18 protein-coding genes are annotated in these 20,836 nt (G+C 46.3%); 5 read left to right on the top strand and 13 right to left on the bottom strand.

Annotated elements, in window-relative coordinates; genetic code table 11:
* Positions 1 to 177: 177 nt before the first annotated feature.
* The 5 genes from dapB to dnaK form a co-directional block, all read right to left on the bottom strand.
* Complete coding sequence (gene dapB, locus NFHSH190041_RS04300; protein WP_261924068.1) at positions 178 to 990, bottom strand: 4-hydroxy-tetrahydrodipicolinate reductase; 813 nt, start codon at positions 988 to 990, stop codon at positions 178 to 180.
* A gap of 178 nt (positions 991 to 1,168) precedes the next feature.
* Entirely contained in the window at positions 1,169 to 1,786 is a 618-nt protein-coding gene (locus NFHSH190041_RS04295) for an FKBP-type peptidyl-prolyl cis-trans isomerase (RefSeq protein ID WP_261924067.1), read from the bottom strand.
* Between the two features lie 99 nt (positions 1,787 to 1,885).
* A complete protein-coding gene (locus NFHSH190041_RS04290; RefSeq protein WP_410010864.1) occupies positions 1,886 to 2,689 on the bottom strand; it encodes a M48 family metallopeptidase in 804 nt (267 codons plus the stop codon).
* 270 nt (positions 2,690 to 2,959) lie between these two features.
* Positions 2,960 to 4,096 (bottom strand): molecular chaperone DnaJ, encoded by a 1,137-nt coding sequence (dnaJ, locus tag NFHSH190041_RS04285; protein ID WP_261924065.1) that lies wholly within the window; start codon positions 4,094 to 4,096, stop codon positions 2,960 to 2,962.
* Positions 4,097 to 4,189: 93 nt separating this feature from the next.
* Positions 4,190 to 6,106, bottom strand: a complete 1,917-nt coding sequence (gene dnaK, locus NFHSH190041_RS04280; protein ID WP_261924064.1) for a molecular chaperone DnaK — start codon at positions 6,104 to 6,106, stop codon at positions 4,190 to 4,192.
* 256 nt (positions 6,107 to 6,362) lie between these two features.
* On the opposite strand from dnaK, the gene NFHSH190041_RS04275 reads away from it, so the two are divergent.
* Positions 6,363 to 7,271 (top strand): DMT family transporter, encoded by a 909-nt coding sequence (locus tag NFHSH190041_RS04275; protein WP_261924063.1) that lies wholly within the window; start codon positions 6,363 to 6,365, stop codon positions 7,269 to 7,271.
* A 294-nt stretch (positions 7,272 to 7,565) separates the two neighbouring features.
* Complete coding sequence (locus NFHSH190041_RS04270) at positions 7,566 to 7,859, top strand: DUF3144 domain-containing protein (RefSeq protein ID WP_261924062.1); 294 nt, start codon at positions 7,566 to 7,568, stop codon at positions 7,857 to 7,859.
* A 112-nt stretch (positions 7,860 to 7,971) separates the two neighbouring features.
* Here the strand turns inward: NFHSH190041_RS04270 and uhpC are convergent, their stop codons facing one another.
* On the bottom strand, positions 7,972 to 9,243 hold the full coding sequence (uhpC, locus tag NFHSH190041_RS04265; RefSeq protein ID WP_261924061.1) for an MFS transporter family glucose-6-phosphate receptor UhpC: 1,272 nt from the start codon (positions 9,241 to 9,243) through the stop codon (positions 7,972 to 7,974).
* Positions 9,244 to 9,676: 433 nt separating this feature from the next.
* Positions 9,677 to 10,003 (bottom strand): cell division protein ZapB, encoded by a 327-nt coding sequence (locus tag NFHSH190041_RS04260; RefSeq protein ID WP_261924060.1) that lies wholly within the window; start codon positions 10,001 to 10,003, stop codon positions 9,677 to 9,679.
* Between the two features lie 247 nt (positions 10,004 to 10,250).
* Here NFHSH190041_RS04260 and ybaK point away from each other — a divergent pair, with 247 nt between their 5' ends.
* On the top strand, positions 10,251 to 10,727 hold the full coding sequence (gene ybaK, locus NFHSH190041_RS04255) for a Cys-tRNA(Pro) deacylase (RefSeq protein WP_261924059.1): 477 nt from the start codon (positions 10,251 to 10,253) through the stop codon (positions 10,725 to 10,727).
* A gap of 282 nt (positions 10,728 to 11,009) precedes the next feature.
* Here ybaK and NFHSH190041_RS04250 read toward each other — a convergent pair whose 3' ends face one another.
* The 3 genes from NFHSH190041_RS04250 to NFHSH190041_RS04240 form a co-directional block, all read right to left on the bottom strand.
* On the bottom strand, positions 11,010 to 12,287 hold the full coding sequence (locus NFHSH190041_RS04250; RefSeq protein ID WP_261925035.1) for a glutamate-5-semialdehyde dehydrogenase: 1,278 nt from the start codon (positions 12,285 to 12,287) through the stop codon (positions 11,010 to 11,012).
* The gene (gene proB, locus NFHSH190041_RS04245) at positions 12,287 to 13,408 is read right to left on the bottom strand and encodes a glutamate 5-kinase (RefSeq protein WP_261924058.1); all 1,122 of its coding nucleotides are present in this window, start codon (positions 13,406 to 13,408) and stop codon (positions 12,287 to 12,289) included. The genes NFHSH190041_RS04250 and proB overlap by 1 nt, the downstream gene beginning before the upstream one ends.
* A 286-nt stretch (positions 13,409 to 13,694) precedes the next feature.
* The gene (locus NFHSH190041_RS04240) at positions 13,695 to 14,984 is read right to left on the bottom strand and encodes an NCS2 family permease (RefSeq protein WP_261924057.1); all 1,290 of its coding nucleotides are present in this window, start codon (positions 14,982 to 14,984) and stop codon (positions 13,695 to 13,697) included.
* Between the two features lie 1,249 nt (positions 14,985 to 16,233).
* Between NFHSH190041_RS04240 and NFHSH190041_RS04235 the strand changes: the two genes are divergently transcribed.
* Positions 16,234 to 17,688 (top strand): aminoacyl-histidine dipeptidase, encoded by a 1,455-nt coding sequence (locus NFHSH190041_RS04235; RefSeq protein ID WP_261924056.1) that lies wholly within the window; start codon positions 16,234 to 16,236, stop codon positions 17,686 to 17,688.
* Between the two features lie 80 nt (positions 17,689 to 17,768).
* Here the strand turns inward: NFHSH190041_RS04235 and NFHSH190041_RS04230 are convergent, their stop codons facing one another.
* Both NFHSH190041_RS04230 and NFHSH190041_RS04225 read right to left on the bottom strand, forming a co-directional pair.
* Positions 17,769 to 18,002 carry a GNAT family N-acetyltransferase gene (locus NFHSH190041_RS04230; protein WP_261924055.1) on the bottom strand — a complete coding sequence of 78 codons (234 nt, stop codon included), beginning with the start codon at positions 18,000 to 18,002 and terminating at the stop codon, positions 17,769 to 17,771.
* Between the two features lie 21 nt (positions 18,003 to 18,023).
* On the bottom strand, positions 18,024 to 18,212 hold the full coding sequence (locus NFHSH190041_RS04225) for a hypothetical protein (RefSeq protein WP_261924054.1): 189 nt from the start codon (positions 18,210 to 18,212) through the stop codon (positions 18,024 to 18,026).
* An 803-nt stretch (positions 18,213 to 19,015) separates the two neighbouring features.
* On the opposite strand from NFHSH190041_RS04225, the gene NFHSH190041_RS04220 reads away from it, so the two are divergent.
* Entirely contained in the window at positions 19,016 to 19,420 is a 405-nt protein-coding gene (locus NFHSH190041_RS04220; protein WP_261924053.1) for a hypothetical protein, read from the top strand.
* A gap of 262 nt (positions 19,421 to 19,682) precedes the next feature.
* Here NFHSH190041_RS04220 and dinB read toward each other — a convergent pair whose 3' ends face one another.
* The gene (gene dinB, locus NFHSH190041_RS04215; protein WP_261924052.1) at positions 19,683 to 20,750 is read right to left on the bottom strand and encodes a DNA polymerase IV; all 1,068 of its coding nucleotides are present in this window, start codon (positions 20,748 to 20,750) and stop codon (positions 19,683 to 19,685) included.
* Between the last annotated feature and the right edge of the window lie 86 nt (positions 20,751 to 20,836).

Raw genomic sequence — 20,836 nt, 5'->3', positions numbered from 1 at the left:
TGCGACCTCCGAAAAGACAAGCCATTGAAATTGTTAAATTTTTTATAATATTAATATACCAAATTTCGCTAAAATGAGAAAATTTGACAAATTCCAAAAATTCTACCTGACATTTTCAACTCTGTCTATAACTGCGCGATGGCGCGACGAAAAAAACCGCCTTGCGGCGGTTATTTATTAACGTAACCCTAACACCTGTTGCATATCATACAGCCCGGCATTTTGTGTCGCTAACCATAAAGAGGCACGCATCGCCCCTTTAGCAAAGGTCATTCGGCTTGAGGCTTTATGGGTGATCTCTAACCGCTCACCAATATCAGCAAACATAGCGGTATGCTCACCAACAATGTCTCCTGCCCGCACGGTCGCAAACCCTATGGTGTCTCGCTCCCGCTCACCGGTGATCCCCTCACGACCATATACAGCACATTGACTCAGATCCCGTCCCAATTTATTGGCAATCACTTCCCCCATTTTTAATGCCGTGCCACTGGGCGCATCTTTTTTATGACGATGATGGGCTTCAAGGATTTCAATGTCGGTATATTCCCCCATCACTTCCGCCGCCAACTCCAGTAGCTTCCACATCAGGTTAACACCCACGGACATATTCGGTGCCAATACCACAGGGATCTGACAAGCTAAAGCCGCGATCTGCTGTTTCTGCTCAGCAGTAAAACCGGTAGTACCAATCACCAATGCCTTGCGATGACGAGCACACCAGGTCAAATGTGCCAAAGTCCCTTCCGGAGAGGTAAAATCGATCAAGACATCGAATTTATCAGCAACCGCATCAAGGGTGTCTACAACTGTAATGCCCAGCGCGCCAACCCCGGCAAGCTCACCGGCATCACAGCCAATCAAACTCGATCCAGGACGTTCAACGGCCGCCCCCAGAACAATCCCCTCATACTCGGTAGCGGCTTCAATTAACGTCCGCCCCATGCGCCCTGCCGCACCCACAACGGCTACCCGGATCTGCTCTGTCATCCATTTTCTCCATCAAAGCCATCAGGCATATACAAGCCTGATAAAATACATGTTCTGGCTCAGCAATCTATGCCAGTTGCACCAGAAAGTCACCCGTTGAGCATAAATAGATAACTGCAGGCATAAAAAACGCCGGACAAAGCCGGCGTTAATTCAGTGATACTGATGGGGCTGATAGTTACAGCACGTCCAGCAGTTCAACTTCAAATACTAAAGTGGAGTATGGTGGGATAGACGCACCAGCACCGCGCTCACCATAGGCCAGGTGATGTGGTACATACAGTTTCCACTTAGAACCTGCTGGCATCAGTTGCAGTGCTTCGGTCCAACCAGCAATCACGCCAGATACAGGGAATTCAGCTGGCTCACCGCGTACAACAGAGCTATCAAATACATCACCATTGATGAAAGAACCATGGTAATGAGTACGAACGGTATCATCGTAAGATGGCTTAGCACCGGTACCTTCAGTGATGATTTCATACTGCAGACCGGATTCAGTGGTGAATACACCATCACGCTTGGCATTTTCAGCCAGGAAAGCATCACCTTCAGCAGAGGCAGCAGCAGCAGCTTCTTCTTGGGCTTTTTGCAGGCGACGGCTGATTTCAGTAAAGGCAATCTGCAGATCCTGCATAGCCACAGCGCTTTCTTTCCCCGCGAAAGCATCAGCCAGACCAGCTTGAACTGCTGGAATGTCGATACCTTCAAAAGAGTTGGCAGCCAGCTGCTCGCCCATTTGACGACCTACACCGTAACTGGCTTGCTGCTCAATAGTGGAGAACTTCTCAGACATAATTCATTACTCTCTGTTTATGGTCATTTTCCGGCGCGAATTGTAACACACCCGCCAAACCAATACCGCGAAATTAACAGCAAGGGGTACTTATCCCTGTTAGCGCAGACGACAGGGGCGCAACTGCCGACGTGATGCCTCTCGATACGCCCCCTCTACTTTAGGGATTTGAGCGGCCAGTTCTTCAATGCGGCTATCATGGGATGGATGGGTGGATAATAACTCCAACGGCTCGCCTTGGGAGGCGCGGGCCATATTCTGCCATAAGCTAATAGCCGCTTTAGGGTTAAAGCCAGCTCTGGCCATTAATTCCAAGCCGATAATATCCGCTTCTGTTTCCTGCTCCCGGCCAAAAGGCAGGCTAATCCCCACTTCAGCCCCCAGCCCCAGTGCCGCCATACACATCTGGCGGTTTTCCACTTCCCCTAAATCCAGCGCCAAATCCACCAGTTTGAGCCCCATCCCCTTAATATCAGCTCGGGATGCCTGCTCATTGCCATGGTTCGACAACACATGGGCCACTTCATGGCTAATCACCGCGGCCAATTCATCCGGGGTGTTTGCCACCCGCAGCATACTGGTATAAACGCCGATATAGCCCCCCGGCAAGGCAAATGCATTCACCTGAGGAGAGTCAAACAACACCACTTCCCAAGGTTGTCGTTCACCGGGCAACGCCGCAATAATCCGCCCGGCAATACAATCGACGTAGGCATTTAGCACCGGATTACGATTAATGGTCAGGCTCTGTTTCATCTGCGAAAAACTGGCCCGCCCCAGCTGCTGCATATCCTGCTCAGAATAGAGTAACGTCTGCCCCCGCCCAGTTGGTGAGGCATGGGTATCACAGCCGGTCAGCGACAGTGCTAACAGACAACCGCAGATCAGGGATTTCATCTTCATCATAATGACCTTCGCAGGGAAATTGTCACAGAGGAATAACTTATCGCTCTATAATACCAATTTCATTCTTTTCAGCGACTTGGTTGCGAAGAATTAATCCGTTTACTAGGGTCTGTTGACTTTTCAAACTTGTTTGGCGGCTCTTTATAAGGCCGAGGCTTTGATCCATTGCTCGACATGATAAATCGGTGATGCGCTAAAAATAGCTCTAGCACACAGGCATAAAAAAACCCGGCATCACCAGCCGGGTTTTTATTCAATCACTCAGGATCAGTTATTTAAATCCTGAAAAAATTTTTTCACGCCTTCGAAGAAGCCGGTCGCCTTAGGGCTGTGCTTGCTAGATTCTCCGGTCAGTGTTTCTTCAAACTGACGCAGCAAATCTTTTTGCTTGTCGTTTAAATTCACCGGTGTTTCTACCACCACTTTACACAGCAGATCACCCACGGCATGGCTGCGAACAGATTTCACCCCTTTACCGCGCAGACGGAACATACGGCCGGTCTGAGTTTCACTTGGGATCTTCAGACTCACTTTACCGTCTAGGGTAGGCACCTGCACTTCACCACCCAAGGCAGCTTTGCTAAATGAGATAGGTACTTCGCAATACAGATTGTTACCGTCACGAACAAAAATCGGATGCTCACGCACACTAACCTGTACATACAGATCACCGGCTGGGGCACCAAATTCTCCCGCCTCACCTTCGCCAGACAAGCGGATACGGTCACCAGTATCCACCCCGGCAGGGATCTTCACTGACAGGGTCTTAGTTTTCTCAACCCGGCCTTCACCATGACACTTAGTACAAGGATCTTTAATGATTTTGCCACGACCGTGACAAGTTGGACATGGCTGCTGAACCGCAAAGAATCCTTGGCGCATCTGTACCTGACCACTGCCATGACAGGTGCCACACGTGGTTGCAGAGGTACCTTTTTTCGCGCCAGAACCATCACATTCATCACAGCTTGCCAGCGTTGGGATACGCAATTCTTTGGTCAGGCCTCTGACCGCTTCTTCCAGAGACAGCTCTAGGTTGTAGCGCAAATCCGCGCCGCGAGCTGCCTGACGTTGACCACCGCCACGACGGCCACCACCAAAGATATCGCCAAAAACATCACCGAAAATATCGCCGAAATCGGCACCACCACCAAAGCCGCCAGCACCGCCGCGATTTGGATCGACACCCGCATGGCCGAACTGATCATAGGCCGCTTTTTTGTCGCTATCGGTCAGGATCTCGTAGGCTTCTTTTACCTCTTTGAAACTGGCCTCAGCCTCTTTATCACCAGGATTACGATCCGGGTGAAACTTCATCGCCAGACGCTTATACGCCTTTTTGATTTCACGTTCGCTGGCGTCGCGTTCTACGCCCAATACTTCGTAATAATCACGTTTTGACATTTGTTTATCTTCTTCTGAGCAGGAGGTATAACTGCGGGCGTTAGGGTTGCCCCGTAACGCCCGCCAACAGAATAATTAAGCTACGCGAGCTAATTATTTCTTGTCGTCTTTAACCTCTTCAAACTCGGCATCGACAACATCGTCAGCTGGGGCTTTCTGGCCATCCGCTGCTTGTGCACCGCCTTGAGCAGCCTGAGCTTTAGCTTGAGCAATTTCCATCAGCTTAGCGGAAGCTTCAATCAGGGCTTGAGAGGCTTTTTCGATAGCTTCTTTGTCATTACCTTTAGTGGCAGTTTCCACTTCAGTCATGGCCGCTTCGATTTTTGCCTTGTCATCGCTACCCAGTGCATCACCAGCTTCTTCTACCTGTTTCTTGGTAGCGTGAACCAGACCATCAGCTTGGTTACGTGCAGTTACCAGCTCTTCAAATTTCTTATCTTCGTCAGCGTGTGCTTCTGCATCACGAACCATTTGCTGGATTTCGTCATCAGACAGACCAGAAGAAGCCTTGATGGTGATCTTCTGCTCTTTGCCAGTTTTCTTGTCTTTAGCAGACACGTTCAGAATACCGTCAGCATCGATGTCGAAGGTAACTTCAATCTGTGGCATGCCGCGTGGTGCAGGCTCAATACCTTCCAGGTTGAACTGACCCAGAGACTTGTTTGCACCAGCTTGCTTACGCTCACCTTGCAGCACGTGAATGGTCACAGCGCTTTGGTTGTCGTCTGCAGTTGAGAAGGTCTGAGATGCCTTAGTAGGGATCGTAGTGTTCTTCTCAATCAGCTTGGTCATTACGCTGCCCATGGTTTCGATACCCAGAGACAGAGGAGTCACGTCCAGCAGCAGTACGTCTTTTACATCACCGGCCAGTACACCACCCTGAATAGCCGCACCCATAGCTACCGCTTCATCTGGGTTAACGTCTTTACGAGGCTCTTTACCGAAGAAGTTAGTTACTGCTTCCTGAACCTTAGGCATACGGGTTTGGCCGCCCACCAGAATCACTTCATTGATGTCAGATACAGACAGGTCAGCATCGGCCAGAGCAACTTTCAGAGGCTCTAAAGAACGTTGGATCAGGTCTTCTACCAGAGATTCCAGTTTTGCACGGGTAATTTTAACCACCAAGTGCTTAGGACCAGTTGCATCTGCAGTGATGTATGGCAGGTTAACTTCAGTCTGAGTAGTGCTAGACAGCTCAATCTTAGCTTTTTCAGCAGCTTCTTTCAGACGCTGCATGGCCAGTGGGTCGTTACGCAGATCCAGACCTTGCTCTTTCTTGAATTCGTCAGCCAGGTAGTTGATCAGACGGTTATCAAAGTCTTCACCACCCAGATGAGTATCACCGTTGGTTGCCAGTACTTCGAAAGTTTGGTCGCCATCGTTGTTATCGATTTCGATGATGGAGATATCGAAAGTACCACCACCTAAGTCATACACGGCTACAATGTTGTCGCCCTGTTTCTTATCGATACCGTAAGCCAGTGCCGCAGCAGTTGGCTCGTTGATGATACGCTTAACTTCCAGACCCGCGATACGGCCGGCATCTTTAGTTGCCTGACGCTGCGCATCGTTAAAGTAAGCTGGTACGGTAATGACGGCTTCAGTCACTGGCTCACCCAGGAAATCTTCCGCAGTTTTCTTCATTTTCTTCAGCACTTCAGCAGATACCTGAGGTGCAGCCATCTTGTTACCACGGGATTCAACCCATGCGTCGCCGTTATCAGCTTCAACAATTTTGAATGGCATGATGTTCACATCGCGCTGAACTTCATCATCAGTAAAACGACGGCCAATCAGACGCTTGATAGCGAAGAAAGTGTTAGTTGGGTTAGTCACTGCCTGACGTTTTGCAGGCTGGCCTACCAGAGTTTCATCTTCTGTGTAACCAATGATAGAAGGAGTAGTACGATCACCCTCGGCGTTTTCCAGTACACGTGCCTTACCGCCATCCAGGATGGCAACACAAGAGTTAGTTGTACCCAGATCGATACCAATAATTTTACCCATGGGGTCCTCCAAAAAAACTTGTAACGCTAAATTCTGTTATCTGATGGAGATATGGAGACGGATAAAAGGGTTTTCAAGTACCGTTTTTCACATGGCCATATCGCTCTTATCTCCCTATATTGGGATGGGGTTTTGAAAAACAAGGCCAGGCTGAAAAAAATTGATCATTTTTTTATTCGGTAGGTAACGGCCTTTTGTATAATGCCGCAAAATCACACAATGAGGCGAAAAAACCGCCACATAACAGGAACCCTGCTTGAATACCTCCACATTGGCTTATCTTTATGGCTTGGGCGCGGTGTTGCTCTGGTCGACCGTTGCCACCGCCTTTAAATTAGCGCTCAATCATTATTCCCCACTGCAACTGGTCTTTGTTGCCGTCTGTACCTCGATAGTGACATTAATACTTATCTTGGCTTATCAGGGGAAATTAACACTACTGCCAAAACAGTTTAAAAGCCGGCCGTTATTCTATTTACAAACCGGTCTGCTCAACCCTTTTCTTTACTATCTGGCATTATTTCAGGCCTATGCGTTATTACCGGCACAGCAAGCGCTGTCGCTTAACTATACTTGGGCAATTTTACTGCCTCTGTTAGCCGCCCCCCTGCTAAAACAATCACTGCGCGGCACAGATTTGTTGGCAGCGCTCATCGGCTATCTGGGCGTATTAGTGATAGCTACCAGCGGTAATATACTGGCCCTGAATTTCGCAAACCCATTAGGTGTCGGCCTAGCATTAGCCAGTACGCTATTTTGGTGTTTGTACTGGATAATTAATACCAAGGATAAGGGCGATGCCATTGTCAGTCTGCTCCTAAGCTTTATCATCAGCCTGCCCTTTATCACGATCACACTTTTAGCAACCGATACGCTACCCACGCTGAAATGGCAGGCCTTGGCTGCTGGTATTTATGTCGGACTATTTGAAATGGGGATTACCTTTGTGCTTTGGCTGATGGCACTGAAAAGTGCTACCCGCACAGCCAATATCAGTACTTTAGCTTTCTTAACCCCGCTACTTTCCATGTGTTTTATTGCTGTAATTTTAAAAGAAGCAATTACAGCAGCCACGCTCATTGGTATGGCATTAATTTTAACGGCACTGGTCATACAGAAATTATTCAAACCACGCAGAGAAATAACCAAAACAGCCAAAAACTAATCGGGCTACCCGATCGTGTAACCCGGCTTTGACCTGTACCGTATTGATATGAGCAAAGAGCGAATCCCTCAGTAACGCACATGATGATGCCACTTATCGGGAGTTACCCCTCCCGATTATGGCTCAGTGACTGACACGTTTAAAACCATTTCACTGGATTGAGATTTAGCGCAGCCTTTTTCACTGATATACCCCAGAGAATGTGAGAAAGCTTGCGGCAGAAAGCACTAAAAATACGTAGGGTATACACAGCAGCCAATCATGACGTTTGGCTGGACTTAACAGGAATTTCGGATGTCTGACAGCGATAAAGCGTTTTTTACCCGTGCCAGCGAATTAATTGAACTGGCAAACAAGCAGAACCAGAACAAAGAAGTGAAAACCGGGGAAATCAGTGCATCATTTATGTATGCCGTTGCCCGCTATAATGCCTGGTTTGGTTCAACGAGTTTTGAGACTAAAGAGCAGATGCAGACCCATAAACAAGAAATGATGGAGTATTACGTCGAGCGCTATAAAGAAATGCTGGAAGCAAATATGAATGACTATATTGAGCATTTCGACCATTATCGTAAAACACAAAAATAGCCTATTGGGTGAATTGCCTCCTTTTATCCTGTGATATCAAGTTGGATGGGGCCAAGAACACAAAACCCCGGGCAGATTAGCTGGCCGGGGTTTTCTATAATCTATGTGATTATCAAACTTTATTTTTACTGAAAATAAATGGTGATAAACACAACGCGGCAAGTAACGATGTTACAAAGATAATGGTGAAGAAACCATGCCAGTGGAATATTTCAATTGCTTTCGCAATCGGGTAACCAGACAACGCTGCACCAACATAGCCGAATAAGCTAACAAAGCCAACCGCAGCACCAGCGGCATCTTTATGTGAAGCTTCAGCCGCCATGATACCCACCAACATCTGAGGGCCAAAGACAAAGAATCCAGAGAAGAAATATAGAATCGAAAAGACCAGATAAGATGATGTATTCAAGGTCCAAAGTAAAAACAGAACTAAGGCAACACCAATAGCAAAAATAAAGTTAATAGGACCACGACGACCTTTAAAAAAGAAGTCAGAGCCCCATCCGGCAAATAATGATCCTAGAAAGCCACCGATTTCAAAATAACTCAACGTTGAGTTAGCAGTTAAAATGTCAAACCCTCTGGCTTCAGTCAGATAAATATTACTCCAGTCATTTATCGACGTCCGAACGATATAAACCATGATGTAAGTAATCGACAATAACCAAATTGCTTTATTCTTCAGGATAAAATTAACGATAATCGTTTTAGTGTCAGCCTTAACGCTGGCAGCCTCCTGCTTCAACTCTAATTCATCATGCCGCCATTCACCAACAGATGGTAACCCCATGGTTTCTGGTTTATCCCTTAATCGCCAACACACGAATAATCCACAAACAATAGCAACTAGACCCGGAATAAACATGCCATAACGCCAACCATAATGTAGCGCAATCGCCCCAACTAATACTGGGATTAACGCGCCACCTAAGTTATGAGATGTATTCTGAATCGACCACCAAGTACCCCGCTCTGATTTAGAGTACCAACTAGTTAGCAACTTAGAACACGGAGCCCAGCCCCAGCCTTGAAAATATGCATTAATGATCCACAATGTAATAAACATTGCGGTTGAAGTACTAAAACCAAAAATAATATTTACAATGCCGGTTATAATCAGTCCCCCCCCCATAAACCATCGAGGGTTAGATTTATCACTGATAATACCGGAGAAAAACTTAGATAAACCATACACTATATAAAACAATGTACTCATTATCCCCAAGGTTTCTTTGGTCAACAAGTGTTCAGTTAATAGCGTTGGGGCAATAAAATTAAGACTTTTCCTGGTGAAATAATATGCAGTGTAACCAACGTACATACCAATCAAAATATTGATACGCCACTTTTTATATGTGGTATCAACTTCTGTTTCTTTCATTACTAACTCAGACATCATCAACCTATCTATTACTATTTTATTATGAGTGGAGAGTATTTATTAATCATTCATTTAAATGTGACTACTCTCTGAAAAAAATTATATTAATAATAATTTCCAAATCACCGCCATTAAATAATTTTCACACTTATCATTTGTGAAAAATCTATTTATGCAACTATAAACATCATCAATAGTACGAATAAAGATTACCTAACAAAAATATTTTTACATCACCTTATTTACAAATTTGAAAAATAATTTTTATCCTTGAAAATAAATAAACTAAATAATAATTATATTAAAAATCTAGCCAGCTAAACGATTTATTAACTGCATTAAACCTAATTCATATTTAAAACGTCAATCTCAATAAAACCGGTAAATGATTAAATCTACCGGTTATTTAAATCATCGAATACGGGCAGTTACTCTAATTTCCCAAACTGCATTTCAGGGAGCTTTCCCAGCAAACGCCACCCTTTTTATGGCATTGTGCTAATGTTTTTCCCTTAGCCTCAGCTTCGCTATTACCTGTCCCATATACTCCGCCAGCGCGGATATCATCCAGATAACACCCCCACTGATGGGTAGCATTTCCCCCTCGCTGAGACAAGAGTAAATTTTTTAACTGCAACACTTCTTGTCGCAGTAAAGCCACATCCTGCTGCAGAGTGTTAACCTTTTGTTTTAGCTGTGCAATTTCCATATCATCAGACAATGTCCCAGCCTGACACATCCAACTCATCACAACTAACATAAGGGTAAAACCCCCTTGCCACACTCGTTTCACAGCTCACCTCTTTAGGCTTGTTTAGGGAGAATTAATAAATAATACATAGTGCGCGGCAGTGTAACGACTGTCACAAATCGTTACAAGCTATTGCATGTTTTCAGCACAAACACCTCAGCGATAAAACCCGCTGTGAAGCAGACCAAAAGCACGCGAAAAAGCACTGTAGCAACATGATACAAAGGTTATAATGTCGCTTTTATCAGGAGCGCTTATGACACCGGCTACCGCTCAGGCCAAAAAAGCCAAAATTGCCTTTGAATTGCACGAATACCATCATGATAAAGATGTTCATGCATTCGGTGATGAAGTTGCAGAAAAACTCAATGCCGATCCGGATCAGGTATTCAAAACACTACTGGTTGCTGAATCAGCTACCTCAGCCCCTGTTGCCGTGGCCTTGGTACCTGTCAGTCATCAGCTAGATCTTAAAGCCCTGGCAAAAGTTATCGGTATGAAAAAACTGTCTATGGCGGGTGTTGAACCAGCGCAGAAAAGTACTGGTTACCTAGTCGGAGGGATCAGTCCTCTGGGGCAGAAAAAACGCTTACCAACCGTAATTGATGAAAGTGCGAAAAACTTTGACATTATTTATGTCAGTGGCGGCAAACGTGGCTTGCAGTTAAGTCTGAATGCCAATGATCTGGCCAAAGTGCTTAACGCTAAATTTGCTGAGCTGCGTCACGCTTAAACAGCACGACATCTAAAGCGATACGATGCCCATAAGCTAGGCCAAAACTATGCCCACTAAAACTATGCCCCGCTAAAACTAAGCGGCGTTAGATAAAGCATTGAGGCGGGAGCAGGCGCAGTGATAAAACAGCGCCTGACAATTCAAGCCGCTAACTCATAATGACGGCGCTATTGTCACTGCTGATGACTCAAAAGCAATCATCAATATTTACCCAGCTAAAGTCAGTTCCCATCACGCAATAAAAAGGCCGCAAATGCGGCCTTTTATGATGATGTAGCATTAACTGCGGGCAGTGTAATCACCCCACGCCAACCACTTAAAGGTGGTTAGCGCTTCTAATCCCATCGGCCCACGGGCATGCAACTTCTGTGTCGAAACAGCAACTTCTGCGCCTAGTCCAAACTGCCCACCATCAGTAAAGCGGGTGCTGGCATTCACATACACAGCGGCAGCATCCACCTGCGCCATAAAATGCTCAGCAGTATGGATATTATCAGTCAAAATCGCTTCAGAATGTCCAGTGGAATAACGGCGAATATGGGCTACAGCCTCATCCAAGTTACTGACAACCTTAATGCCCAACGTCAATGATAACCATTCGGTATCAAAGCTTTGCTCATCTGCTGGCTGCATATCAACAGCGAGACCGGCTGACAATGCCAAGGTTTTTTCACAGCCATAAAACCGCACGCCTTGCGCCGCCAGTGCTGGCAACGCTGCAGCCAAAACCTCGGCAGCAACTTGCTCGTGCACCAAGAGCGTATCTAAGGCATTACATACAGTTGGCCGCTGTACCTTGGCATTAATAATAACTGGGTTTATACGGCTTAAATCAGCCTGCGCATCAATAAACATGTGGCAGATACCAATGCCGCCCAGAATGACCGGAATAGTTGCTTGCTCGGCACATAGTCGCTGCAGTTTCTGGCCACCGCGAGGCACAATCATATCCACGTACTGATCCAGCTTCAGCAGACCGGTCACCAACTCACGATCCGGGTTATCAATCAACTGCACCGCATCCTGAGGCAACCCTTGCTCAACCAGCGCTGCGCGGATAGCCTTGGCCAAGGCTAAATTGGAGTTCAGTGTTTCTTTCCCCCCACGTAGGATCACCGCATTACCGGTCTTTAATCCCAACACAGCGATATCCACAGTGACATTAGGGCGAGCTTCATAAATCACCCCAATCACCCCCAGAGGTACTCGGCGACGAGATAGCCGCATGCCATTATCCAGTAAACGGCTATCAATTTCCGTCCCGACCGGATCAGCCAGCGCTATCACATTATCAATATCAGCAATCACCCCTTCCAGACGCACATCATCCAGTAACAGGCGATCGACCATGGCTTCAAACAGACCAGATTCTCGAGCTGCCTGCACATCTTTTGCATTGGCCGCCAGAATGTCACTGCGCTGCTGGCGCAATGAATCAACAATAGCGGCCAGCAGACGCTGTTTAGCCACTGCAGTCAGGCCTGTCAGAGCATAGCTGGCAGCGCGGGCCTGCTTGCCCAAATTATCCAGATAAGCTTGTTTATCTTCTTGAGTCATCATGACAGCACCACCATATCGTTTCTGTGTATCACTGCATCGCCATAAAAATAGCCCAGCAGTGCTTCAATATCATCGGAATGCCGGCCAGCAATACAGTTAAGTGCCCCAGCATTGTAATGGGTTAATCCGCGGGCAATCACTTTACCATGTCGGTCAACCAGCTCCAGGGTTGCGCCCCGGTCAAATTCACCTTCCACCGCAATAATGCCTTTGGATAACAGGCTGCGGCCTTTATTTGTAACCGCATTAACTGCGCCGTCATCCAACATCAGTTGCCCTTTAGGTTTAGGACCGGCCAAAATCCACTGTTTACGGCTTTCCAGTGGATGCTCTGTGGCACTAAAGTGTGTACCAACAGCTTCTTTACAGACCAGTTTTTCAATAACATCTGGCTGTTGGCCTGAGGCAATCACCACTTCAACCCCTGAGCGACGGGCAATATCCGCTGCCTCCAGTTTGGTGGCCATGCCGCCTGTGCCTAAACCTGATACCGAGCCCCCGGCTAAACGACGTAGGCTGTCGTCAATATTGGCCACTTCGGCAATCAATTTGGCTTGTGGATTAGTGCGTGGATCGGCATCAAATAGCCCTTTCTGATCCGTCAGCAAAATCAATAAGTCAGCATCACACAAAAGTGCGGCACGTGCTGACAGGTTATCATTGTCACCCACTTTAATTTCATTCGTGGCCACAGCATCATTTTCATTGATAATGGGCACAATACCTTGATGCAGCAGTGCATTCAGGGTATCTCTGGCATTGAGATAACGTTCTCTGTCATGCAGATCTGCCCGGGTCAGCAACAACTGGCCAACCTTAAAGCCGTAAATATCAAATAATTGTGACCATGCTAAGATCAGCTGACTTTGCCCGACTGCCGCCAACAGTTGTTTACTCGCCATAGTGTCGGGCAGACTCGGGTGTTGCAGATGTTCTCGGCCCGCCGCAATCGCGCCTGAAGTACACAATACCACTTCCACACCTGCTTTCATCAAGTGTGCCATCTGACGGGTCAATTCAGCCATCTGTGCCTTATCCAGGCTGCGGCTACCTGAGGTCAGTACACTGGTTCCCAATTTTACCACCACGCGGCGGTATGCTATCTCACTCGAGTTCATTATTAAGTCAGCTATCAAAATCCGAAGAAATTGTTATACCCAATCCCCCGGGAAATTAACAGACAGAGGATTTCAAGACAGGAAAAAAATTACCGTAATGATGATTTCTTCATGTTTCGGTAACGCAGAATTTAACCCCAGCGCTCCCGTCCAGGATAATAACAGCGGTAAACTAAAAAAGAATATGCCTGCAATCCACTCTTAGAGAGTATCAATACAGGCACATCCAACACGGTATAAAACTAAAACAGCCATTCAGAGCTTTGGCTTAACTTAGCTTGATGTATTACATCCAAGCAAATTTGGCGATAAATAATGCCGCCAATACGATCACACCCCAGCTCAATTCCCGCACTCGGCCACTGAGCAGTTTGATGGCAGCATAGGCAATAAAACCAAAGGCAATACCGGTTGCAATGGAGTAAGTCAGTGGCATCAGAATACACACCACCACGACGGGAGCCGCTTCAGTCAGATCTTCCCACTCCACATGAACCAGACCGGACATCATTAAAATCGCCACGTAGAACAAAGTACCCGCAGTCGCATAGGCTGGCACCATCCCCGCCAGCGGCGAGATAAACAGTGCCGCCAGAAATAGCAATCCCACGACCACGGCTGTCAACCCAGTACGGCCACCGGCACTAACACCCGCCGTGCTCTCGATATAGCTGGTCGTGGTCGAAGTCCCCAATGCGGCACCGGCAATCGTCGCAGTGCTATCAGCTAACAGCGCACGGTTCAGCCTTGGCAAGCGGCCACGATCATCCAAGAACCCGCCACGCTGGGCAACAGCAACTAATGTTCCCGACGTATCAAACAAATCCACAAACAAAAAGGCAAACACCACCGAGAGCATAGAAATTTCCAGCGCGGCAGATAAATCCATTTTCATCAAGGTTGGCGCGACAGAGGGCGGCATGGAAACCACTCCCTGATACTGCACATCACCAAAGGCCAATCCAAGTCCAGTAATTGCCAAAATACTGATAATCACAGCGGCTTTATATCCACGCTGCACCAGGGCAATAATGATAAAAAAGCCCAATGCCGACATTAAGGCCGGAAACGCAGTAATATCCCCCATCGCCACCATGGTGACAGGATTCGCCACCACAATACCCGCGCCCTGCAATCCAATTAAAGCCAAAAATAAGCCGATACCGGCAGCAATGCCTAAACGCAGTGACATCGGAATAGAGTTAACAATCCACTCCCGGATCCGCGCCAACGACAGCACCATAAAACAGATACCCGACAGGAATACCGCACCCAAGGCCGTTTCCCAGCTATAACCCATTTCACCGACCACAGTGTAAGTAAAAAAGGCATTCAACCCCATCCCAGGTGCCAGGGCGATGGGATAATTCGCTAACACCCCCATCACGATACAGCCCAATGCCGCTGCCACACAGGTGGCAACAAATACAGCGCCATGATCCATACCAGCATCAGCCAACATCTGGGGGTTCACAAACAGAATATAAGCCATGGTCAAGAAGGTCGTCAGTCCGGCAATCGCTTCCTGTTTTAGTGAGGTATTGTTTTGTTTCAGCTTAAATATTTTTTCCAGCATGACACCAGATTCTCTTTATTTTTTATGAGGGTATTAAGGTTCGATATGTATTTTTTTGCAGCCCGCAGAATCCCATAACAGCCATCCTTGAATCCATGGATTCTTCGGCGGCGATTATAGGGATTTACCTACGACCAAACCAGTTAGCTAAGGTGCTAACAAAAGAAAATATTGTTCTCAAATCAAAACGATAACGGATGTTTTATAAACAGACACAAAGAAGGGTATTACAAGTCTTCTATCAAACCATGCCAGCATTTTTTTCGATAATGCTATTAACGGCGCAATAACCCCCAAACAAGCCACCACCAATACTGATGGAGTCAGCGACAAATCTGGCGTAAATGGCAAAACTGATAGGGATTAACAACTGAAAGGTGAATGAGAGATAAAAAAAAGCCTGCTCACTGAGCAGGCAAAGACATATATCAAGCATTCCTGGAAGGGAAATAGATTACCGCGCTAGCTGGTCAAATCTGCTCCGATAAAGGTCAGTTACCGAAGACACTTGTTAGTCATAAACACACCCAAAGGGTGATACAAAGGTTGATGGATGATGAAACTACTTAAGTAGGGGTAGCTTCAGCCCTTAAACTGGCATGGTGAAAATACCACCACGTAAAACACGAGCATCAAACCAGGTGTTTTGCCAATAAAAACTTTTCATTGCTTGGTAAGGCATAATGTCTTTACTCCGATCAAAGTTGTAAAAAATCACTCTAGTGAAGCTTGGCTCGGTTCCCTGGAACTAGAGGTTCTCATATCCGTAGAGACAACTTGTCACTCATTTCCCTGGAGAGGATATCCATCCTGGATTGACTAGAGATGGCTAAACCCACCCGGGCTTAGCGAACGTTGACTATTCTACATATCCGTTATTTTATTACAAGTATTACGGCCAATTTTTTTCAATTTTCAGTTTTAATGTAATTTTATTACCAAATAAGCATACTTTTTAATCGAATCTTGCCTAGTAAAAAACAAATTTAGATAAACTGAAAGTAAAACTGAAAGTTTGCCGTAAAAATGTTGTCGGCGAAAACCGTGTTACACAATTGCTTGCCAGCTCGCAGCAATTTTTTGACCCATAAAACATCCCCAATACATTCCATTGCTGCTTTTATCACCACCTGGAAAGTTTCGCTGACAACTTGCGTCAAGCCCGCAAGCAAACAGCATTTTGCCCCATCAACTCTGTGATACACTCGGAAGCAATTACCTCAAGGTCCTTTATTTAAGGGAGTTTCCAGTGACAACTATCACACAACTATATCCTCAGCCACTGTGGCAGTGGTTTGATCAAATCTGTGCAATTCCTCATCCATCTAAACATGAAGCTGCACTCAGTGCTCATATCCAAGCTTGGGCAAAAGAAAAAGGGCTGGATGTAGAAGCTGACCGGGTTGGTAACCTTATCATCCGTAAACCTGCCACCGCTGGCATGGAAAACCGCAAAACCGTCGCCATTCAGGCTCACCTAGATATGGTGCCGCAGAAAAACGATGACAAAGTCCACAACTTTGAAACCGATGCAATTATGCCTCGCATTGATGGCGATTGGGTTAAAGCAACGGGCACAACATTAGGTGCTGATAATGGTATCGGTATGGCCTCAGCGCTTGCACTGCTCGGCAGCACTGATATTGCCCACGGTCCATTAGAAGTACTGTTGACCATAGATGAAGAAGCTGGCATGACCGGTGCCTTTGGCTTAGAAGCAGGCAAACTGCAGGCCGATATTCTAATCAACACCGATTCTGAGCAGGAAGGTGAAATCTACATGGGTTGTGCCGGTGGAGTGGATGCCGCGATTAATCTGCCACTAAGCTGGACTGATGCAGCGCCTCAAGCACAAGCCTTTGAGCTGAAGCTGTCCGGTCTGAAAGGTGGCCACTCCGGGGTGAATATTCACTTAGGTCGTGGTAATGCCAACAAACTATTGGCCCGTTTCCTGTTTGGCCATGGGCAACAGCTCCAGTTAGCTGGATTTACGGGGGGTACTTTGCGTAATGCTATCCCACGTGAAGCAAGCTGCCGCTTCGTGATTGCGTCAGAGCATTTGCCACAACTGCAAGCCGATCTGGCAACCTATCAGCAAATCTTATCTGCTGAACTGGCCAGTGCAGATGCTGATGTCACCCTGACACTGGTACCGGCTGATATGCCACAAAAAGTGATGACCAGCACTGCACAACAACAATTTATTGCCCTGATGCACGCTTGCCCTAACGGGGTAATGCGCATGAGCGATGAAGTAGAAGGCGTAGTAGAAACCTCCCTTAACTTAGGGGTAGTTAGCCTGTCTGACAATGAAGCCACCTTGCTGTGCCTGATTCGCTCCCTGATCGATACCGGCCGAGAAGAGCTTGAAGGACGTTTAGCCGCACTGGTCTCTCTGACTGACGGCAAGCTGCAACTCAGCGGAGCCTACCCAGGCTGGAAACCGGACAACAGCTCAGAAATTATGGCTATCGTGCGTGATACCTATCAGGATATGTACCATAAAGCGCCAGATATTATGGTGATCCATGCGGGCCTAGAATGCGGCCTCTTTAAAAAGCCTTATCCGCTGATGGATATGGTCTCTGTTGGCCCAACTATCCGCTTCCCTCACAGCCCTGATGAAATGGTGAATATTGCCACCGTAGGGCATTATTGGGATCTCATGCTAGAAGTACTCAAACGTATTCCGGCCAAAGCCTGATATAACGACCTTCGGTAACCATCCCGAATAGATCAAAAAAGCCATCCTAACCGATGGCTTTTTTATGTCCCCATGGATAACTAAAGCCAAAGGGAATAGGCAATAAAATCATCCAATACCCGTTTGTAACCTAATTTTTCGTACAGATGTTGCCCGGCAATATTGGTTTCATGGGTGTCTAAATCTAGGCGCTTAGCCCCATCTTCACGGGCATAATCTCGAGCAGTATTCATTAGTTGGATAGCGACGCCCTGCTTGCGTGCAGAGGGAGCCACAAACAAATCATACAGTACAAAAATTTTAGCCGCTTCCAATGAACAAAAAGAGGGGTAAAGTTAGGTAAATCCCACAGCCTGTTCACCTTCCATCGCCAAAAAAATCACTGACTCATGATGCTCGATACGCTCTGCAATAAAATGCCGAGCAAGCGCTAAATCACTGTGGCATTGATAAAACACGCGATATTGATCAAATAATGAGGCCACCAGCTCAATATGCTGATGCGTGGCACGGACAATCTTCATGAAAAAATCTCCTTATCCTGTAACCAAATAACAGATAAACCGGAGACATCCCCGGCTAAGCCCCAGCATGAGGGACAAAAGTTGACCCCATCACTCTAGAGCCAGTCACCGGGAAAAAGTTTAGCCTAGCTCTCGCTTTCTCTGCAGACCCTCACAGATAAAATGAATTTTCCATCATATCGTTTTAACACCACGGACGTTTGCTTCCTCACTTTGCTTTATCCTTTGTGTTAGCGCGTGATTTTATGACAAGAAATGACTTATTACCTTACTTAGCCAATATTCTCCATCCACTGAGGAATAATCATTGCTAACGATGAATGTTATTAAGGTCTGTTGACCTTTTAAGTTTGTTTTTGTAGCGATTTAAAGGTGTTTTATACCAGACAGAGGCTTTGATATGTCGTTGTGCCATCAGATAAGCTAATCACTCAGCAGAAAGGAAGCCCTGAAGCCAGTTTCAGTCCCTGGACGTCAAATTAATAATCCACTGAATACAGCATCACGAATACAACAAGGCGAATACAGCAAAGCGAATACAAGAACAATCAACCCTAAGCGATATTTCAGTCCTAGCTCGAATCACAATATACTGAACAAAAAAGTAATCTGAACATTGTCAGTTTTATTCGGTCAAATAATTGCTTTATCCTTTAGCAATTTTTTATCCCAAACGACCTCTTATCTAAATCAGCCGACTTTATGTCAGTATTGGCTAGCTTAAACAAATACGGCTAACAAAACCTTAGCCAATTACTTAAACCATAACCTTTTACTGTCCAGAACCTTTGTGTGGAGTTGCCATGCTGCTGTTGCTATCTATTATCGCCCTAATTGTGATTAAACTATCTCTACTCGGTATGGGGATGACGACGATTACAGCCGCAATGGCCGGCTGGTTAGTTTGTCGTATCAGATTAGGAAAAATAACCTCGCAAATCCGCCGTAAATTCCACCGGCTGTTTCTCACGGCGATAGGGCTACACCTACTGGTATATACCTCTATGTTAATCAAACTATTTATGCTCAGTAGCTTTAGCCAACTGCCGGAGTTTATTTTAGCTCATCTGGTATTGCATCATATTATCAGTGCGGTAATTTCGGCAATTTTGGTCTTTATGGCTATCAATATCTATAACTGTCAGCGACGGCTAACAACCACTCCGGCTGATAACACAAAAAAGCAGATAACATCGCTCTTAAAATAATGCGCATGTCCTGACATAGTCATGCCATTCAAAAAAGAGTTCAATACGATGGCTTCACATAGGCCCTGCTATCTAAGCATATTGCCCCTAACGCCCCATAAACCATAGTAAAAACGGTAAAGTGCTTTATGGAGCATAAATCTTCACTGAATGGGTAAAAGTAACAATGCAAGGATTATAAATTAATCAATAAAACAATGGGATAAAGTGAGATTGCGAGATAATGTGGCCCAAAAACACCGATAATATCAGCCTGATAACCTTATAGTGCCAAATCCAATTGCATCCCTTGTTCTTCCCCTTGACCTGGCGTATCGGCCAAACCAACAGATATACCGACTAACCGGATCCCGCGCCCATCAGCCCGCTGCATTGCTTGGGATAATAACGTCTGAAACAGACTGACCGATAACATATCGCTACGCTGCTCTATGGTCGTTTGTTTAAAATCATCAAATTTAAGTTTAACCACCTGCTTATGAATTTGTCGCCCGGAGGCTCCCTTCGCCATCCGCGCCGATAATTCTGGGATCAATTTGTCCATTACCCTGCCAGCCTGAGCCAAGGTACTGATATCTTGCGCCAAAGTTGTTTCTACCCCAACCGATTTTCTGATCCGGTCAGGACTGACGCTTCTAGGATCAACCCCATGGGCACGTTGCCACAACAGCTCACCAAACTTACCAAAACGGTTAAGTAGCATAATACGGTCTACCTGTTGGACATCCTCACAATTATGTAAGCCCATAGCTGCCAGTTTTTCCCCGGTAACCCGCCCAACCCCAGGAATTTTGCCAAGCGGCAAGGTTTTTACAAACTGCGCTACGGCATCAGGGGGGATCACATACTGACCATTGGGTTTATTCAGATCGGAAGCGACCTTGGCCAAAAATTTTACTGGCGCAATCCCAGCAGAAGCAGTCAACCCTGTTTCTGCCAGAATATCAGCCCGGATGGCAGCCGCAATCCGGGTTGCGGATCCTTGGTGAAACTGACATTGAGTCACATCAAGATAAGCCTCATCCAGTGATAATGGCTCAATCAGCGAGGTGTAGCGTTGAAAAATAGCCCTGATTTGGGCAGAAACCTGCTTATAGACATCCATACGCCCCGGTACCAAAATTAAATCCGGACAGAGACGTAATGCATAGGCGGAGGCCATGGCACTGCGCACACCAAAACGGCGCGCTTCATAATTACAAGTACTGATTACGCCGCGCCGCTCCCGCCGCCCACCAACCGCTAGCGGCTTACCCCATAAATCAGGGTTATCGCGCATTTCCACTGCGGCGTAATAACAGTCCATATCGACGTGAATAATCTTTTGCACAGTGCCTCCTACTGGCAAAAGATACTGTATAAAAAAACAGTTATCAAGCAGTATTAAAAGCCATCACGGCACCAGTGACTACCCCA

The organism is Shewanella sp. NFH-SH190041, from assembly GCF_024363255.1.
Lineage (GTDB): Bacteria > Pseudomonadota > Gammaproteobacteria > Enterobacterales > Shewanellaceae > Shewanella.
The sequence above is the reverse complement of the archived record's forward strand: the minus strand, read 5'-3'. Positions and strand labels throughout refer to the sequence as shown.

Coding starts and splice junctions, on each gene's coding strand:
- NFHSH190041_RS04295 (WP_261924067.1), bottom strand. CDS start 1,786: ATGTCTGAGAAGTTCTCCACTATTGAGCAGCAAGCCAGTTACGGTGTA.
- uhpC (WP_261924061.1), bottom strand. CDS start 9,243: ATGAAAGAAACAGAAGTTGATACCACATATAAAAAGTGGCGTATCAAT.
- NFHSH190041_RS04260 (WP_261924060.1), bottom strand. CDS start 10,003: ATGTTAGTTGTGATGAGTTGGATGTGTCAGGCTGGGACATTGTCTGAT.
- proB (WP_261924058.1), bottom strand. CDS start 13,408: ATGAACTCGAGTGAGATAGCATACCGCCGCGTGGTGGTAAAATTGGGA.
- NFHSH190041_RS04220 (WP_261924053.1), top strand. CDS start 19,016: ATGCTGCTGTTGCTATCTATTATCGCCCTAATTGTGATTAAACTATCT.
- dapB (WP_261924068.1), bottom strand. CDS start 990: ATGACAGAGCAGATCCGGGTAGCCGTTGTGGGTGCGGCAGGGCGCATG.
- NFHSH190041_RS04225 (WP_261924054.1), bottom strand. CDS start 18,212: ATGAAGATTGTCCGTGCCACGCATCAGCATATTGAGCTGGTGGCCTCA.
- NFHSH190041_RS04240 (WP_261924057.1), bottom strand. CDS start 14,984: ATGCTGGAAAAAATATTTAAGCTGAAACAAAACAATACCTCACTAAAA.
- NFHSH190041_RS04250 (WP_261925035.1), bottom strand. CDS start 12,287: ATGACTCAAGAAGATAAACAAGCTTATCTGGATAATTTGGGCAAGCAG.
- NFHSH190041_RS04290 (WP_410010864.1), bottom strand. CDS start 2,689: ATGAAGATGAAATCCCTGATCTGCGGTTGTCTGTTAGCACTGTCGCTG.
- NFHSH190041_RS04270 (WP_261924062.1), top strand. CDS start 7,566: ATGTCTGACAGCGATAAAGCGTTTTTTACCCGTGCCAGCGAATTAATT.
- dnaJ (WP_261924065.1), bottom strand. CDS start 4,096: ATGTCAAAACGTGATTATTACGAAGTATTGGGCGTAGAACGCGACGCC.
- dnaK (WP_261924064.1), bottom strand. CDS start 6,106: ATGGGTAAAATTATTGGTATCGATCTGGGTACAACTAACTCTTGTGTT.
- ybaK (WP_261924059.1), top strand. CDS start 10,251: ATGACACCGGCTACCGCTCAGGCCAAAAAAGCCAAAATTGCCTTTGAA.